This window comes from Glycomyces lechevalierae, assembly GCF_027622945.1.
Taxonomy (GTDB): domain Bacteria; phylum Actinomycetota; class Actinomycetes; order Mycobacteriales; family Micromonosporaceae; genus Glycomyces; species Glycomyces rutgersensis.
In genome coordinates this window covers 76,592-91,442 of sequence record NZ_JAPZVQ010000016.1, presented here as the reverse complement: position 1 = coordinate 91,442, position 14,851 = coordinate 76,592, and the positions used below count along the sequence as shown (strand labels likewise).

13 protein-coding genes are annotated in these 14,851 nt (G+C 70.2%); 8 read left to right on the top strand and 5 right to left on the bottom strand.

Features of this window, described 5'->3' with window-relative positions:
• Positions 1 to 142: 142 nt before the first annotated feature.
• Both O2L01_RS20995 and O2L01_RS20990 read left to right on the top strand, forming a co-directional pair.
• Positions 143 to 2,185, top strand: a complete 2,043-nt coding sequence (locus O2L01_RS20995) for a serine/threonine protein kinase (RefSeq protein WP_270123992.1) — start codon at positions 143 to 145, stop codon at positions 2,183 to 2,185.
• Between the two features lie 222 nt (positions 2,186 to 2,407).
• Positions 2,408 to 2,881, top strand: coding sequence for a MarR family winged helix-turn-helix transcriptional regulator (locus tag O2L01_RS20990; protein ID WP_270123991.1), 474 nt, complete (start codon positions 2,408 to 2,410; stop codon positions 2,879 to 2,881).
• A 20-nt stretch (positions 2,882 to 2,901) separates the two neighbouring features.
• Here the strand turns inward: O2L01_RS20990 and O2L01_RS20985 are convergent, their stop codons facing one another.
• A complete protein-coding gene (locus O2L01_RS20985) occupies positions 2,902 to 4,281 on the bottom strand; it encodes an aldehyde dehydrogenase family protein (RefSeq protein ID WP_270123990.1) in 1,380 nt (459 codons plus the stop codon).
• A 161-nt stretch (positions 4,282 to 4,442) separates the two neighbouring features.
• Here O2L01_RS20985 and O2L01_RS20980 point away from each other — a divergent pair, with 161 nt between their 5' ends.
• Positions 4,443 to 5,540, top strand: coding sequence for a calcium:cation antiporter (locus O2L01_RS20980; protein WP_270123989.1), 1,098 nt, complete (start codon positions 4,443 to 4,445; stop codon positions 5,538 to 5,540).
• A gap of 9 nt (positions 5,541 to 5,549) precedes the next feature.
• On the opposite strand, the gene O2L01_RS20975 is transcribed toward O2L01_RS20980, so the two are convergent.
• On the bottom strand, positions 5,550 to 6,320 hold the full coding sequence (locus O2L01_RS20975) for a sulfite exporter TauE/SafE family protein (RefSeq protein ID WP_344469282.1): 771 nt from the start codon (positions 6,318 to 6,320) through the stop codon (positions 5,550 to 5,552).
• 101 nt (positions 6,321 to 6,421) lie between these two features.
• Between O2L01_RS20975 and O2L01_RS20970 the strand changes: the two genes are divergently transcribed.
• Positions 6,422 to 7,021: a transposase gene (locus tag O2L01_RS20970; protein ID WP_270123987.1), complete on the top strand. Its 600-nt coding sequence runs from the start codon at positions 6,422 to 6,424 to the stop codon at positions 7,019 to 7,021.
• A 219-nt stretch (positions 7,022 to 7,240) separates the two neighbouring features.
• On the opposite strand, the gene O2L01_RS20965 is transcribed toward O2L01_RS20970, so the two are convergent.
• Positions 7,241 to 8,710, bottom strand: coding sequence for a catalase (locus O2L01_RS20965; RefSeq protein WP_270123986.1), 1,470 nt, complete (start codon positions 8,708 to 8,710; stop codon positions 7,241 to 7,243).
• A 155-nt stretch (positions 8,711 to 8,865) separates the two neighbouring features.
• Between O2L01_RS20965 and O2L01_RS20960 the strand changes: the two genes are divergently transcribed.
• From O2L01_RS20960 to O2L01_RS20945, 4 genes are all read left to right on the top strand, one after another.
• A complete protein-coding gene (locus tag O2L01_RS20960; RefSeq protein WP_270123985.1) occupies positions 8,866 to 9,291 on the top strand; it encodes a Fur family transcriptional regulator in 426 nt (141 codons plus the stop codon).
• A 263-nt stretch (positions 9,292 to 9,554) separates the two neighbouring features.
• Positions 9,555 to 10,991 carry an alanine/glycine:cation symporter family protein gene (locus O2L01_RS20955; RefSeq protein WP_270123984.1) on the top strand — a complete coding sequence of 479 codons (1,437 nt, stop codon included), beginning with the start codon at positions 9,555 to 9,557 and terminating at the stop codon, positions 10,989 to 10,991.
• 47 nt (positions 10,992 to 11,038) lie between these two features.
• Entirely contained in the window at positions 11,039 to 12,490 is a 1,452-nt protein-coding gene (nhaA, locus tag O2L01_RS20950; protein ID WP_270123983.1) for a Na+/H+ antiporter NhaA, read from the top strand.
• Positions 12,491 to 12,518: 28 nt separating this feature from the next.
• The gene (locus O2L01_RS20945; RefSeq protein WP_270123982.1) at positions 12,519 to 12,908 is read left to right on the top strand and encodes a DUF3151 domain-containing protein; all 390 of its coding nucleotides are present in this window, start codon (positions 12,519 to 12,521) and stop codon (positions 12,906 to 12,908) included.
• A gap of 56 nt (positions 12,909 to 12,964) precedes the next feature.
• Here O2L01_RS20945 and O2L01_RS20940 read toward each other — a convergent pair whose 3' ends face one another.
• Both O2L01_RS20940 and O2L01_RS20935 read right to left on the bottom strand, forming a co-directional pair.
• Positions 12,965 to 13,447, bottom strand: coding sequence for a Rieske (2Fe-2S) protein (locus tag O2L01_RS20940; protein ID WP_270123981.1), 483 nt, complete (start codon positions 13,445 to 13,447; stop codon positions 12,965 to 12,967).
• Between the two features lie 256 nt (positions 13,448 to 13,703).
• Positions 13,704 to 14,831, bottom strand: a complete 1,128-nt coding sequence (locus tag O2L01_RS20935) for an acyl-CoA dehydrogenase family protein (protein ID WP_270123980.1) — start codon at positions 14,829 to 14,831, stop codon at positions 13,704 to 13,706.
• Positions 14,832 to 14,851: the final 20 nt, after the last annotated feature.

The following is a 14,851-nucleotide window of genomic DNA, read 5'->3' as shown; positions in this document are numbered from 1 at the left end:
GAAGGGCTGCGCACAGGGGCTGCGCACGATGCCCCGACTGGCTCGATTTGGGGATACACCCGTCGGTCCGTCATGACAGAGTTGTGACGGGGGGTTCTAGCGTTGCGCATCATTGGGAACCGCCGACCACAGGAGCCGTCGCATGAAGCCACTCCGCGATGACGAACCGCGGCAGATCGGGCCGTACCGGGTCCTCGCCGAGCTCGGCGAGGGCGGCATGGGCCGCGTCCTCCTCGCCGCCGCCGGGGACGGACAACTGGTGGCCCTCAAGGTCATGCGCCCGCACCTCCTCCACGACCCCCAGTTCCGCTACCGCTTCCGCCGCGAGGCCATCACCTCCCGCGAAGTCGCCGCCAGCCGCTGGACCGCCGCCGTCCTCGCGTCGGACGAGCACGCGCCCGAACCCTGGCTCGCCTCCGAGTTCTTCCACGGCCCCACCCTCGCCGAAGCCCTCCACGCCAACGGGCCCTTGGACGAAGCCTCGAGGAGGCGCCTCATGCACGGCCTCGCCGCCGCGCTCGCCGAGATCCACTCCTTCGGCGTCGTGCACCGGGACCTCAAGCCCTCCAACGTGATCCTCACCGACGACGGCGTGCGGCTCATCGACTTCGGGATCGCCCGCGTCACCGAGGACGCCGGCGGCGAAGCGTCCGTCACCCAGACCGGCGCGCTCATCGGCGCGCCCGCCTTCATGTCGCCCGAGCAGGTCACCCGCCAGGCCATCGGGCCCGCCTCCGACCTGTTCTCGTTGGGCACCACCGTGATCACCGCGGCCACGGGCGTCAACCCGTTCGACGCCGAAGCGCTGTACGAGATCATGAACCGCGTCGTCAACGGCGACCCCGGCCTCGACCGCCTCCCCGAGGCACTGCGGTACCTCGTCGAGCCGTGCCTGCGCAAACAGGCCGACCAACGCGTCACCGCCGCCGAACTCGCGCTGCGCATCGGCGAACCGCTCGCCGCGCCCTGGCCGCCCGCCGTCGCCGCGGTCGAGCAGGCGCAGCGCGCCGAAGTCGCCGACCTGGCCCGCCGCCACGGCTGGGACACCCTCGTCCGCCCGGACCGCACCGTCGTCGCGTACGGGCCCGGCTTCGTCGCCGCACAGCCCTCCGAACCGGCGACCGTCACCTACCCGCCCGTGCCCACCGCCCCGTATCCCTCGGCGCCGCAAGGGTATTCGCCCGTCCCCTCGAACCCCTACCCGCCCGGGAGCCCCGGCTACGCGCCCGACGGCGCGCCCCTCCCGCCCGGCGGGCCGATGCTGCACCCCGGCCCCTACCTGCCGCCGCAGGCCGCCAAGCCCGACCGCACGGCCCTGTACGCCGCGCTCGCGGTACTCGCCGTGCTCGTCATCGCCCTCATCGTCATCCTCCCCAACCTCGGCGGCGACGACGAGGACCCGGACCTCACCGCCGGCGACGGCACCACCGGGGACGCCACCGCCACCGGCGACGACTCCGGGCTCGGCGGCGAGGAGACCGAACCCGTCGAGACCGAGACCGACCCGGTCGTGAACGCCGTCGTCGGCGACTGCTTCTGGGACTACGGCGACGAGACCACCGCCGACCTCGAACCGTCCTCGTGCGAGGACGGCGGCTTCGAAGTCGTCGACATCTACTACGACACCACCGAGCTCTCCTCCTGCGACGGCGTCGACGACGTCACGACCAGCGTCTCCTCCTCCGCGGGCAACCTGGTCCTCTGCCTGAGCTACCTGCACCCCAACGGGGACGCGTACCACGCCGAGGTCGGCGAGTGCGTCTTCGGCCCGAACGACAGCGTCTCCGAGTGGTACCCGATCGACTGCCAGGAGGGCGCGTTCGAGGTCCTCGAGCGCCTCGAAGGCGTCAGCGACCCCGCCTCCTGCTCCGCATCGGCGTACTACAACCAGAACTACACCTTCACCACCTCGCAGTCCTATCTGGACGTGGTGCTGTGCCTGAGCATGATCTACCCCGACGACATGGGGTACGCCAGCCAGGACGACTGCATGTCGATGAGCGGCGACCCCGACGCCGGGACCGCCCTGTTCGCCTTCGCCGACTGCGACAGCGCCAACACCTACGTCACCGGCCGCGTCGACGAGTACGACAACCGGGACTGGTGCGGCGACGACGGCTGGTCCACCTGGATGAGCAGCGACTTCCCCGAGCACGCCTACACCGTCTGCTGGCGGTACCTGTAGTCCCCAGTGGACTGTGCGGGTGCGCGTGAACCTACAAAAGCCTTGGGAGCGTGGACGATCCGCGTGGCAGGGCCCTGCTCTAGCGCGCGCAAGCGAGTTGGTATGATCTTTCCAGACTTGTCTTCGAGGGGTATGGGCCCTGACCGGTGGCGACACCGGTCAGGGCTCTTTTTCACGCCCGTATCGTTAGGGACACTAACGCCGCTGCGCTAGGCTGGCCCCATGGAATCCGACGACGCCGGACTGCGCCACAGCGACGCCGACACCCCCGAGCGGGTCCGCCGCCAGCTCTCGCGGCTCGTGGGCATGACCGCCGGGCAGCTCCGCAAGGCCGCCGGCGCGGCCCTCGCCGAGGTCGGCGCGCACAAGGACCACTTCGTCGTCCTCGCCTCGCTCGCCGAGTTCGGGCCCGCCAGCCAGTCCCGGCTCTCCGACCGCACCCGCGTCTACCGCAGCGACCTCGTCGCCGTCCTCAACGACCTCGAAGCGGCCGGCCACATTCAGCGCGCCCCCGACCCGGAGGACAAGCGCCGCAACGTCATCACCGTCACCGCGAAGGGCCGCTGCCGCCTCGGCGAACTCGACGAGGTCCTCGCCGGCGTCAACGAGCACGTCATGGCCCCGCTCGACCCCGCCGAGCGCGACACGCTCTTCGCGCTGCTCGCCAGGGTCAACGCCCACCTCGCGGACGGCTGAGCCTCACCGGATACGCCGCCTCAGCGCAGCCGCCGCAGCACCTGCTCCTTCAACGCCGTGAACGGCGGGTACACCACCCGCATCGTGTCCGGCGCCAACGGCTTGTCCAGCACCGACTTCGCGTGGCTGAACGTCTCGATCGACGCCTTCCCGTGGTACGCGCCGAGACCCGACTGCCCGACCCCGCCGAACGGCAGCCCCGGCACGTCGATGTGCGCCATGGGGACGTTGAAGCCCACCGCGCCGGAAGCCGTGCGCGTCAACAGCTTCCGCCGCGTCAGGTCCGAGTTCGTGAACGCGTACAGCGCGAGCGGCTTCTCGCCCCTGTTGACGAACGCGATCGCCTCGTCCAGGGTGTCCACGGCCAGGACCGGCAGGATCGGCCCGAACACCTCCTCGCCCATCACCGCGTCGTCGGGCGTGACGTCCGCGAGGACCGTGGGCGCGATGTACTTCTCGTCCCGGTTGTGCCCGCCCCCGCACACGAGCCGCCCCTCGTCGAGGAACCGCGCGAGCCGGTCGAACGACCGCTGGTCGATGATGCGCCCGAAGTCCGGGCTGTCGGCCGGCGCGTGCCCGTACATCTCCCGCACGGCTTCGGCGAGGTGCTTCTCGAGTTCGGGGCCGACGCCGTCGACGGCGAGCACGTAGTCGGGGGCGACGCAGGTCTGCCCGGCGTTCATGAACTTGCCCCAGGCGATGCGGCGCGCGGCCGTCGCCAGGTCCGTGCCCGGCTCGACGATCGCCGGGCTCTTGCCGCCCAGCTCGAGCGTCACCGGCGTCAGGTGCTCGGCGGCGGCCTTCGCGACGATCCTGCCGACGCGCGCCGAACCGGTGAAGAAGATGTGGTCGACGCGTTCGGCCAGCAGCGCCTCGGTCGCCTTCGGGCCGCCCTGGATCACGGCGACCGCGTCCGGGTCGAGGTATTCGCCGATGAGCCGCTCGAGGACGGCCGCGGTCGTGTTCGCGGCCTCGCTCGGCTTCACGACCACCGCGTTCCCGCACGCCAGGGCACCCGCGAGCGGCGCGAGGAGCAACTGCACCGGGTAGTTGAACGGCCCGATGACCGTGACGACGCCGAGCGGTTCGCGCAGCACGTACGCCTTCGCGGGCTGGAGGTGCGGCGGCGTGTAGACCCGCTTGGGGCGGAACCAGGTCCGCAGGTGCTTGCGCAGGGCCCGCACTTCGGCGGCCACGAAGTCGATCTCGGCGAGGAACGACTCGGGCGCGGCCTTGCCGAGGTCGGCGCGCAGCGCGTCGGCGAGTTCGTCTCCGGCTTCGCGCACCATCCGGTCGAGGCCCTTGAGCTGCTCCAGCCGCCATGGCAGGGGCTTGGTGCGGCCGGTCGCGAAGTGCGCGCGCAGGCGCTCCACGGTGGTGTGAATGTCGTTGCCGGTCATGCCATGAGCCTAGCGGGAATCGTCCAGCTGAGGGAGGGCCGCGCATGCCGCTGCCCTCCAATGCTGCCAGTGACAATGGGGACGATCAACGGTTTGTGGGCGGTTCCATCCGATCCGTGAAGTCGCACGTCGCGCGGACGCGTTTGTGAAACCATGCGCCCATGGCCGCCGTCACGAGGAATCCGCTGCTCTCCTGGACCGTCATCGCACCGATCGTGGGGATGGCGGTGCTCGCCGCGGTCTGGGATCGCCACCTCGGGGCGTTCTGGGTGACGGTGGCGGCGATCGCGCTCATCGCCACGGTCCTCGCGGCGGTGCACCACGCGGAGGTCGTCGCGCACCGGGTGGGCGAGCCGTACGGGTCGCTCGTGCTGGCGGTGGCGGTCACGGTCATCGAGGTCGCGTTGATCGTCACGGTGATGGCCGGGGGCGGCGAGGAGTCGACGACGCTCGCGCGCGACACCGTGTTCGCGGCGGTCATGATCACCACGAACGGCATCGTCGGCATCGCGCTGCTCGTGGGCGCCCTCAAGTTTGGGGTGACGCTGTTCAACCCCGAGGGCTCGGGCGCGGCCCTGGCCACCGTGGCGACGCTCGCGACCCTCGGGCTCGTGCTGCCGTCGTTCACGACCAGCGAGTCCGGGCCGGAGTACTCGACCTCGCAGTTGGTCTTCGCGGCGCTCGCGTCGCTGATCCTGTACGGGCTCTTCGTGTTCAACCAGACGGTGCGCCACCGCGACTTCTTCCTGCCGGTCACCGCGGAGGGCGTGGTCGAGGAGGAGGAGCACGCGGACCCGCCGAGCGGGAGGACCGCGCTGCTGAGCCTCGTCATGCTCCTCGTGGCGCTCGTCGGCGTCGTCGGTTTGGCGAAGGCCGAGTCGCCCGCGATCAAGGCGGGCGTGCTCGCGGCCGGGTTCCCGGCCTCCTCGGTGGGTGTGGCGATCGCGCTGCTGGTGCTGCTGCCGGAGTCGATCGCGGCGATCCGCGCGGCCTCGCGCGAGCGGATCCAGACGAGCATCAACCTCGGGTACGGCTCGGCGATGGCCTCGATCGGCCTGACGATCCCGGTGATCGCCGTGGCCTCGTTCTTCATGGACGGGCCGCTGCTGCTCGGCTTGAGCTCGACCGAGATCGTGCTGCTCGGCCTCACCGTGGTGGTCAGCGTGCTGACGATCGTGCCGGGCCGGGCGACGCGCCTGCAGGGCGGCGTGCACCTGGTGCTGCTCGCGGCCTACCTGTTCCTCGCGATCAACCCGTAGCGCCGACGGTCAGCGGAGCCAGACGTCCCAGCTCAGGCGGGCGAGGAGCGCGAGGACGACGATGACGAGGACGACCCGCACGAACCTGCTGCCCTTGGACATCGCGGTGTGCGCGCCGAACCACGCGCCGAGCATGGTGCCGAGGCCCATGACGGCGCCGAGGAGCCACCAGATGTTGTCCTGCGCGGCGAAGACGATGAGCGCGCCGAGGTTGGTGGTCACGTTGACCACCTTCGTGTGGGCGGCGGCGGCCAGGAAGTCCATGCCGAAGATCGTCGTGAACGCCACGGCCAGGAAGATCCCGGTGCCGGGCCCGATCATGCCGTCGTAGAACGCGATCGCGACGCCGCACACGACGAGGACGGCCGCGCCGCGCCACCGCGTGCGCAGCTCCGGTCTCGGTTCGAGGCCGAGCTGCGGTTTGGCGACGACGAGCACGAGCACCGCGAGGAGCACGGCGATGATGATGGGTTTCAACGCTTCCGAGGAGACCGCGAGCGCGGCGAGCGCGCCCGCGCCGGAGCCGAGGAGCGCGAGGCCGACGGTGGGCCACAGCAGCCGGTGCTCGAGTCTGATCTTGCGGGCGTAGGCGATCGCGGAGGTGGTGGTGCCGAAGACGGACGCCATCTTGTTCGTGCCCAGCATGAGCGCGGTGGGCGCTGTGGGAAAGGCCACCAGGAGCACGGGGAGCTGGATGAGGCCGCCGCCGCCGACGACCGCGTCGACCCAGCCGGCGAAGATCGCCGCGGCGATGAGCAGGGCGAACAGGCCGGGGTCGATGTCGAAGGGCACCACGCCAAGTTACTTGCCGCGCGGCTGGCGGACACGCCGATGAGGTGAGGAACACGTGTCGGTGTGTAATCGTCTGATATCAACAGGTCATGGACATGACGAAGCCTATGACCCACTTGGTGAAACGCGGCTACGAGTATACGTTCGACCCCGATGAGCAGCAGCGGCGGAACCTGGAGGAGACGCTGGAAGCGGTTCGGGCCGTGTACAACTGGTCGCTGTCGGTGTTCCAGCGCGAGTGGCGCGCGAAGGGGGAGAAGATCTCGTACGCGGAGATCTCGGCGCGCCTCACGAAGTGGAAGAACCAGCCCGCGAACCGGTGGGTGAAGGTCTATTCGTCGGTGCCGCTGCAGCAGATCGCCCGGCAGCTGCACACGGAGTACCACTCGTTCCTCAACGGGCGCGCCCGGGAGCCGGTGCCGAAGGAGCACGGGGAGCAGACGCAGCTCGTGTACTCGCGGGCCGGGTACTACCTGAAGGGCCGCGAGGTGAAGCTCGCGAAGCACAAGGAGCCCTTGGACATCATGTGGGGCCTGGAGCGCCCGAGCCGGGACGACATCACCTCGATCACGGTGAACCGCGAGCCGGACGGGAGCTGGAAGCTGTGGATCGTGGCGGAGGAGTTCATCGAGGTGCCCCGCCAGAAGCCGCCGGAATGCGGCGAGTGCGGGCGCGTCCTGGAGGACTAGCCCCGCGAAGCGGCACGGCCCGGCGGTCTCACCGCCGGGCCGCTTCGCGTTCAGGGCCTTGCGATGCGAGACGCCCGGCCGGGGTGCCCTTCCCGAGGCCCCGGCCGGGCGGCCGGACCCGTTCCGGTGCTGCCGACAGGGGGCGTTCCGGATCGGGTCGTTGTCGAAAAGCCGCGGGCCCGGCGGCTTCTTTCTGTGGGCCCGCGGTTCTCGGCGTCGTTACTTCCGCAGCTCGGCCACGGCTGCCGCGAGGCGCTTGCCGTAGTTCTCGTCGGCCTTCGCGAAGTTCGCGATGGCGCGCTCGGCGATGTCGTCGCGGCTGACCTTGGCGATGAACCCGGAGAGGTTGGCGATGAGGCGGTCCTGCTCGTCCTCGCTCATGAGGCGGTAGAGCTTGCCGGCCTGCACGTAGTCGTCGTCCTCGGCGTGGCGCGGGGTCTCCCACTCGCCGGTCTCGCCGCTGAGCTGCAGCGGCGCCCACAGGGGCCGGCCGGTCTCGTACGGGCCGCCGAACGAGTTGGGCTCGTAGTTCTTCTGGCGGCCGTGGCGGCCGTCGTAGCCGATGCCGTCGCGGTTGCCGTTGCGCGCCACGGTGGCGTGCGGGCGGTTGACCGGCAGGTGGTCGGCGTTGATGCCGACGCGGTAGCGGTGCGCGTCGCCGTAGGCGAACAGGCGGCCCTGGAGCATCTTGTCGGGCGAGGGGCCGATGCCCGGCACGAAGTGCGCGGGGGAGAAGATCGACTGCTCGACCTCGGCGAAGATGTTGTCGGGGTTGCGGTTGAGCTCGAGCTTGCCGATGGTGATGCGCGGGTAGTCCTCGTTGAGCCACACCTTGGTGAGGTCGAACGGGTTGTACCGGTAGGTCGCGGCCTCGGCGGCGGGCATGATCTGGACCTGCACGGTCCAGCTCGGGAACTCGCCGCGCTCGATGGACTCGCGCAGGTCGCGCTGGTGCGAGTCGGGGTCCTCGCCCGCGAGCTTGTTGGCCTCGTCCTGGGTGAGGTTCTTGATGCCCTGGTCGGTCTTGAAGTGGTACTTGACCCAGAACTGCTCGCCGGCCTCGTTGACCCACTGGAAGGTGTGGGAGCCGAAGCCGTCCATGTGGCGGTAGGACGCGGGGATGCCGCGGTCGCCGAAGAGCCAGGTGACCTGGTGGGTCGACTCGGGGGAGAGGCTCCAGAAGTCCCAGACGTTGTCCGCCTCCTGCGAACCGGTGTACGGGTCGCGCTTCTGGGTGTGGATGAAGTCGGGGAACTTGATGGCGTCGCGGATGAAGAACACCGGGGTGTTGTTGCCGACGAGGTCGTAGTTGCCCTCTTCGGTGTAGAACTTCAGGGCCCAGCCGCGCGGGTCGCGGCGGGCGTCGGCGCCGCCGAGGGAGTCGGCCACGGTGGAGAAGCGCAGGAAGGTCTCGGTCTCCTTGCCCACCTGGGACAGGAACTTGGCCTTCGTGTACTGGGTGACGTCGGCGGTCACGGTGAAGGTGCCGTAGGCGCCGGCGCCGCGGGCGTGGACGACGCGCTCGGGGATGCGCTCGCGGTTGAAGTGCGCGAGCTTCTCGAGGAGCACCTGGTCCTGGATGAGCAGGGGCCCGCCGACGCCGGCGGCCTCGCTCTGGTTGTTGTCGGAGATCGGCGCGCCGGACTCGGTGGTCAGCGGCCCAGCAGTGTTGTCGAACTGCTCGCTCATGGCTGCCCTTTCTGGCTGTTCACGGCTGTACTTGTAGTGAGACTCGATCCTAGCTTAGACTATGTCTAAACAAAGAACCAGTCCCAGGTAGTTAGTGCCACAGTGTTTCGCCTGCTAGAGTGGTATCCAATGCCCCGACCGCGTGAGAGAACAGCATGAGCGACCTCGTTACCCGACTCCGGCGCCACAACTGGCGCATCACGCCTCAGCGACGTGTCATCGCCGAGACCCTCGAGGGCTCCCACGTGCACTTCACCGCCGAGGAGATCCTGGAGCGCGCGGTCGAGCGCATGCCCGAGCTCTCCCGGGCCACGGTCTACAACACGCTCAACGAGATGGTCGCGCTCGGCGAGGTCCTCGAGCTGACCCTCGACGGCCGCTCGAAGCGGTACGACCCGAACGCCGACCACGAGCACCACCACCTCATCTGCGAGGGCTGCGGCCTCATGAAGGACGTGCACGCCATGGCCGACCCGGTGGACTGGCTCCCCGGCGACGAGCGCCACGGCTTCGCCGTCTCCCGCGGCTCCATCACCTACCGGGGCCTGTGCCCCGCATGCCAGGCCTCGCAGCAGGCCTGAGCCGGCGGCGCATCGCAAGGGGCGCAAACACACTCGAGCGGCCGTTCCATGGCCCGACTGTCGCGCTCTAGTCGCGCTTCGGTGACGATACGGTCTCGGCCCGTCCCTTTAGCTTGCCTTGTCCCGTTCTGCTCCGATATCGTCGGCGGGCCGCCTCGCCCCGATCCCCAGCGAGACCCCCGGCGGACCGCTAGGTTCAGGCCACGAGCCTGATCGCCCGTATGCGGGCCACAGGCCCGCGCGCCCGACCGAAGGAGTCCGAAGTGGACCAGTTGCTGTCCTGGAACGACCAGTACTGGGCGTGGGTGGTCATCCCGCTCATCGTCCTCACCAGCCTCCTCTACCTGGTCCTCACCAAGGGCGTGCAGTTCCGCCTCTTCGGTCAGATGATCCGCGGCCTGCGCGAAGACCCGGGCGAGAGCACCGAGGGCCACCGCAAGGTCTCGGCGTTCCAGGCGTTCGCGATCTCCTCGGCCGCCCGCGTCGGCACCGGCAATATCGTGGGCGTCTCCACGGCCATCGCCGTCGGCGGGCCCGGCGCGGTCTTCTGGATGTGGATCATGGCGATCACGGTGGCCGCCACGGCGTTCGCCGAGTCCACGCTCGCGCAGGTCTACAAGGAGCGCACCCCCGAAGGGTTCAAGGGCGGCCCGGCCTACTACATGAAGCACGGCCTCAAGGCCCCCTGGCTCGGCGCGGTGTTCGCCGTCATCCTCATCTTCACGTACCCATTCAGCTTCAACATGGTGCAGGCCAACACCTTCACCGGCGCGGTGAACGACTCGCTCGACGGGATGGGCGTCGCCACCGGGGACGCCACCACCTGGACCATCGCGGTGGTCCTCGCCGCGATCACCGCCGTCGTCGTCTTCGGCGGCCTCCAGCGCATCGCGCACTTCGCGCAGCTCGCCGTCCCCGTCATGGCCCTCATCTACCTGGGCCTGGGCACCGCGATCGTCGTCATCAACGCCGACGAGCTGCCCGGCGCCATCGCGAGCATCTTCAACTCCGCGTTCGGCATCGAGCAGTTCGCGGGCGCCGCGCTCGGCACCGTCATCATCCAGGGCGTGCGCCGCGGCATGTTCTCCAACGAGGGCGGCATGGGCTCGGCCCCGAACGCCGGTGCCACGGCCACCGTCAGCCACCCCGTCAAGCAGGGCCTCACGCAGGCCTTCGGCGTCTACTTCGACACGATCTTCATCTGCTCGATCTCGGCGTTCATCATCCTCACCACGAACCCGGTGTACGGCGACGCGAACGTCAACCTCGTCACCCGGGGCGTCGACGCCGCCCTCGGCGGCTGGGCGCTCCAGGTCATGGCGCTCATCCTCGTCCTGTTCACCTTCACCTCCGTGGTCGGCAACTACTTCTACGGCGAGAGCAGCATCCGCTACCTGCGCGACAGCCGCTGGACGGTCGGGGGCCTGCGCGTCATCGTCGTCGCCCTCGTCCTCGTCGGCTCCGTGGCCTCCCTCGAGACCGTGTGGAGCATCGCGGACGTCACCATGGGCCTCATGGCCACCGTCAACCTCGTCGCGGTGCTCGGCCTGACCGGCGTCACCGTGAAGGTCCTGCGCGACTACGACCGCCAGCGCAAGGCCGGCCTCGACCCGGTCTTCACCCGCGACTCCGTGCCCGGCCTCAGTGGACTCCAAGTGTGGGAGCCCGAGGACGCGCCTGTGACGGCGGTGCGCGATTAGTGACGACAAGGTGCCGATGAGTCCGCTCCGTCGATAGGCTCCCTCGCATGACCGAGTCGAAGGAACCCTGGAAGTCACCCATCTGGCGCTCCGAGCCGGCGTTCCTCTACTCGCGACGCCCGCTCGCCCGCTACGTCGGACGCCCCGCCGCCGAGTTCCTCAAGATCGAACCGGCGGCGGGCGTCGTCCTCGTCGTCTGCGCCGTCGTCGCGATGCTCTGGGCGAACTCGCCGTGGGCCGACTCGTACGACGCCCTGTGGGGCCTGGACATCACGTTCCAATTCGGCGACTTCGAACTGCACCACACCCTCCAGGACTGGATCAACGACGGCCTCATGGCCATCTTCTTCTTCGTCGTCGGCGTGGAGATCAAGAGCGAGATCGTCTCCGGGGAGCTCTCCAACCCCCGCAACGCGGTCCCGCCCATCGCGGCCGCGATCGGCGGCATGGCCGCCCCGGCCCTCATCTACGCCGCGTTCAACGCCGGCGGCGAGGGCGCGGGCGGCTGGGGCATCCCGATGGCCACCGACATCGCGTTCGCCGTCGGCGTCCTCGCCCTCTTCGGCTCCCGGATCCCTTCGGCCGCAAGGATCTTCCTCCTCACGCTCGCGATCGTCGACGACCTGGGCGCGATCGCGGTCATCGCGGTCTTCTACACGGACGACCTGTCGATGGCGTGGCTCGCGGCCGCCGGGGCGCTCACCGCGCTCGCGATCGTGCTGCGCCTCCTCAACGTCTGGTCCGCCCCCCTCTACCTGCTTGTGGGCATCGCCCTGTGGGTCGCCATGCTCGAATCCGGGGTGCACGCGACGATCGCGGGCGTGATCATGGGCCTCATCATCTCCGCGCGGCCGCTGCTCGACCCGCAGGTCGCGCACGAGGAGGCGCAGGAGATGGCCAAGGGCGGGCTCACGGCCGAGGAGACCGAGCGCCTCGTGAAGATCGCCCGGGACGCGGTGCCGCCGACCGAGCGGATCCAGGCCCGCAACCACATGTTCTCCTCGTACGTGGTCCTGCCGCTCTTCGCGCTCGCGAACGCCGGGGTCGCGCTCTCCAGCGACCTGTTCGCGGCCGCCGTCACGTCCACGGTGACACTCGGGATCGTGCTCGGCCTCGTCGTCGGCAAGCTCGTCGGCATCACCACCGTCACGTGGGTCGTCGTGAAGCTCGGGTGGGGGCGGATGCCCACGGGCGCCACCTGGCCGCTGCTCGCCGCGATCGCGATGGTCGCGGGCATCGGGTTCACAGTGGCGCTGTTCATCACCGAGCTCGCGTTCAGCGGCGGGGACGCGGACCTGCTCACGGACGAGGCCAAGATCGGCGTGCTCTGCGCCTCGTTCATCGCCGCGGTCCTCGGCGCGCTCGCCGTCCACCTGACCGCCCCGAAGACGCCGCAGCCCGACGAAGCGGACGAGGACGAGCGGGCTGTGGAGGGCGCTGCCAACGCGGGGTTAGGCTTGGCCGACTGCTTTGTTCACAGCGACTCGACCCTAGAGTGAGGACAGCGTATTGGCTCCGCAGAATCTCATGTCCCAGCCTCCGGCGACGAAGCTGCCCGAGGACACCGAGGCCAGGACGTTCCTCGACGAGCACTCGCCCGAGGACACGGTCCGCCGCTTCCCGTGGTTCTGCGCCGCCTGGGCGCGCCTCGCGAAGAACGCCCTGGAGTCGGGCGACGACGTCACCGCTTACGCGTTCGCGCGCACCGGATACCACCGCGGCCTCGACCAGCTGCGCCGCAGCGGCTGGAAGGGCCACGGCCCGATCCCCTGGGACCACAAGCCGAACCGCGGCTTCCTCAAGTCCCTGCACCAGCTCTCGCGTGCCGCGGCGGCGATCGGCGAGGCCGACGAGGCCGCCCGCTGCGCGCAGTTCCTGCGCGACTCGGACCCGGCCGCGGCGGACGCCCTGACCTAGACCGAACGACAACGGCCGGGACGCCCCGCGTCCCGGCCGTTGTCGCGTCTTCGCCGCTAGGCCAGGGAGATCTGGCCGTCCTCGACGGTGATCTCCACGGCGGACAGGTTCGTCTCGGCGGGGCCCTCTTCGAGCTCGCCGTCGATCGTCCACGTCGACTGGTGGCGGGGGCAGATGATGTTGCCGTCCGCGTCGGGGGCGGCGACGATCGCGCCCTGGTGGGGGCAGACGGCCGAGAACGCCAGGAACTCGTCGGCGGTCGGCTGCACGATCACGGTCTCGTCGACGACGATGCCGCCGCCGACGGGCACGTCCGCGGCCGCGGCGATCCCGGTGCCGCCGGTCTCGCCCGCGGACCCGGTCGAGCCGGTCGTCGCGTCGGCCCCGCCGGAGGTCGGGTCGGACCCGTTCGGGGACTCGGCGGTGCCGCACGCGGCGAGCGCGCCCGCCGCGCCCAGCCCGGCCAGCCCGCACATCACGCCGCGCCGTGACGCGAGCACGCGGCCCGCCGGATCGGATCCCGCCCTGGTGTCGGTCATTGTCGAACTCCTTAGCGCTCCGCGGCGCCGTGGCCGGCCGCGGCCCGTCCTGCGGGCCGGGCCTTGCCGTTGCGGCGCCTGCGGCCGCAACGCTAACGCCGGAATGCCGAGCTTGTCACGGACAGCGGCCGGATATCAAGAGTTTTAGTTGAAGCTTCATCGAATTCTCAGGAAGCTCACAGACCCCCGGCACCACCGCGCCACCACTCCGGCCACACCGCGCCCACCAGCCCCGAGACCCAACGGCCCCAACGCCCTACAGCCCCAGCGACCGCGCGATCAGCATCCGCTGCACCTCGTTCGTGCCCTCCCCGATCTCCAGCACCTTCGCGTCCCGCCACGCCCGCGCCACCGGCGTCTCGTTCATGAACCCGTACCCGCCGAAGATCTGCGTCGCCTCCCGCGCGTTCTCCACCGCCGCCTGCGACGCGTGCAGCTTCGCCAGCGCCGCGTCCGTCCCGAACGGCTCGCCCGCGTCCGCCTTCAACGCCGCGTCCTGCCACGCCAGCCGCGACGTGTGCGCCCGCAGCCGCATGTCCGCCAGCATGAACGCGATCGCCTGGTTCTCCCCGATCGGCCGCCCGAACGCCACCCGCTCCTTCGCGTGCGCCAGCGCCTCGTCCAGGCACCCCTGCGCCGAACCGGTCGCGAGCGCCGCGATCGCCACCCGGCCCGCGTCCAGCAGCTCCAGGAACTGCACGAACCCGCGGCCGCGCTGGCCCACGAGGTTGGCCTCGGGGACGCGGCAGCCGTCGAAGTAGACGGGCCGGGTGTCGGAGGCGCGCCAGCCGACCTTGGAGTACTCGGGGCCGATCTGGAGCCCGGGGGTGCCGGGTTCGACGGCGATGCAGGAGACCTCGCCGGGGCCGGTCTGGGCGGTGGCGATGATGAGGTCGGTCATCTCGGTGCCGGCGTTGGTGATGAAGCACTTGGCGCCGTCGATGACCCATTCGCCGTCATCGAGGCGGGCCTTGGTGTCGGTGTGGCCGGCGTCGGTGCCGCCGCCGGGTTCGGTGAGGGCGAACGCGACGAGGCCCTGGCCGTTGGCGAGGCGCGGGAGCCATTTGGCGCGCTGCTCGGCGCTGCCGTAGCGGGCGATGCCCTCGGCGCCGAGGGTGACGGAGGCTTCGACGGTGACGGCCACGGAGGCGTCGACGCGGGCGATCTCCTCGAGGGCGAGGCCGAGCATGAAGAGGCCTTCGCCGGCGCCGCCGTACTCCTCGGGGAGGGTGACGCCGAGGACGCCGAGTTTGCCGAGGTCGCGGACGAGTTCGGCGGGGAACTCGCCGCGCTCGTAGAAGTCGCCGATGACCGGTTTGATGCGGTCCTGGGCGAAGGCGCGCACGGCGGCGGCGAATTCGGTCTGCTCGAGGTCGAGTTTCATGGCGGTCTCCCTGCTGGTAG

Excerpts from the sequence above, each read along its gene's own strand:
- O2L01_RS20965 (WP_270123986.1), bottom strand. The coding sequence starts at position 8,710 with ATGAGCGAGCAGTTCGACAACACTGCTGGGCCGCTGACCACCGAGTCC.
- O2L01_RS20985 (WP_270123990.1), bottom strand. The coding sequence starts at position 4,281 with ATGACCGGCAACGACATTCACACCACCGTGGAGCGCCTGCGCGCGCAC.
- O2L01_RS20940 (WP_270123981.1), bottom strand. The coding sequence starts at position 13,447 with ATGACCGACACCAGGGCGGGATCCGATCCGGCGGGCCGCGTGCTCGCG.
- O2L01_RS20995 (WP_270123992.1), top strand. The coding sequence starts at position 143 with ATGAAGCCACTCCGCGATGACGAACCGCGGCAGATCGGGCCGTACCGG.
- O2L01_RS20935 (WP_270123980.1), bottom strand. The coding sequence starts at position 14,831 with ATGAAACTCGACCTCGAGCAGACCGAATTCGCCGCCGCCGTGCGCGCC.
- O2L01_RS20980 (WP_270123989.1), top strand. The coding sequence starts at position 4,443 with ATGGCCGCCGTCACGAGGAATCCGCTGCTCTCCTGGACCGTCATCGCA.
- O2L01_RS20945 (WP_270123982.1), top strand. The coding sequence starts at position 12,519 with ATGTCCCAGCCTCCGGCGACGAAGCTGCCCGAGGACACCGAGGCCAGG.
- O2L01_RS20970 (WP_270123987.1), top strand. The coding sequence starts at position 6,422 with ATGGACATGACGAAGCCTATGACCCACTTGGTGAAACGCGGCTACGAG.
- nhaA (WP_270123983.1), top strand. The coding sequence starts at position 11,039 with ATGACCGAGTCGAAGGAACCCTGGAAGTCACCCATCTGGCGCTCCGAG.
- O2L01_RS20960 (WP_270123985.1), top strand. The coding sequence starts at position 8,866 with ATGAGCGACCTCGTTACCCGACTCCGGCGCCACAACTGGCGCATCACG.
- O2L01_RS20990 (WP_270123991.1), top strand. The coding sequence starts at position 2,408 with ATGGAATCCGACGACGCCGGACTGCGCCACAGCGACGCCGACACCCCC.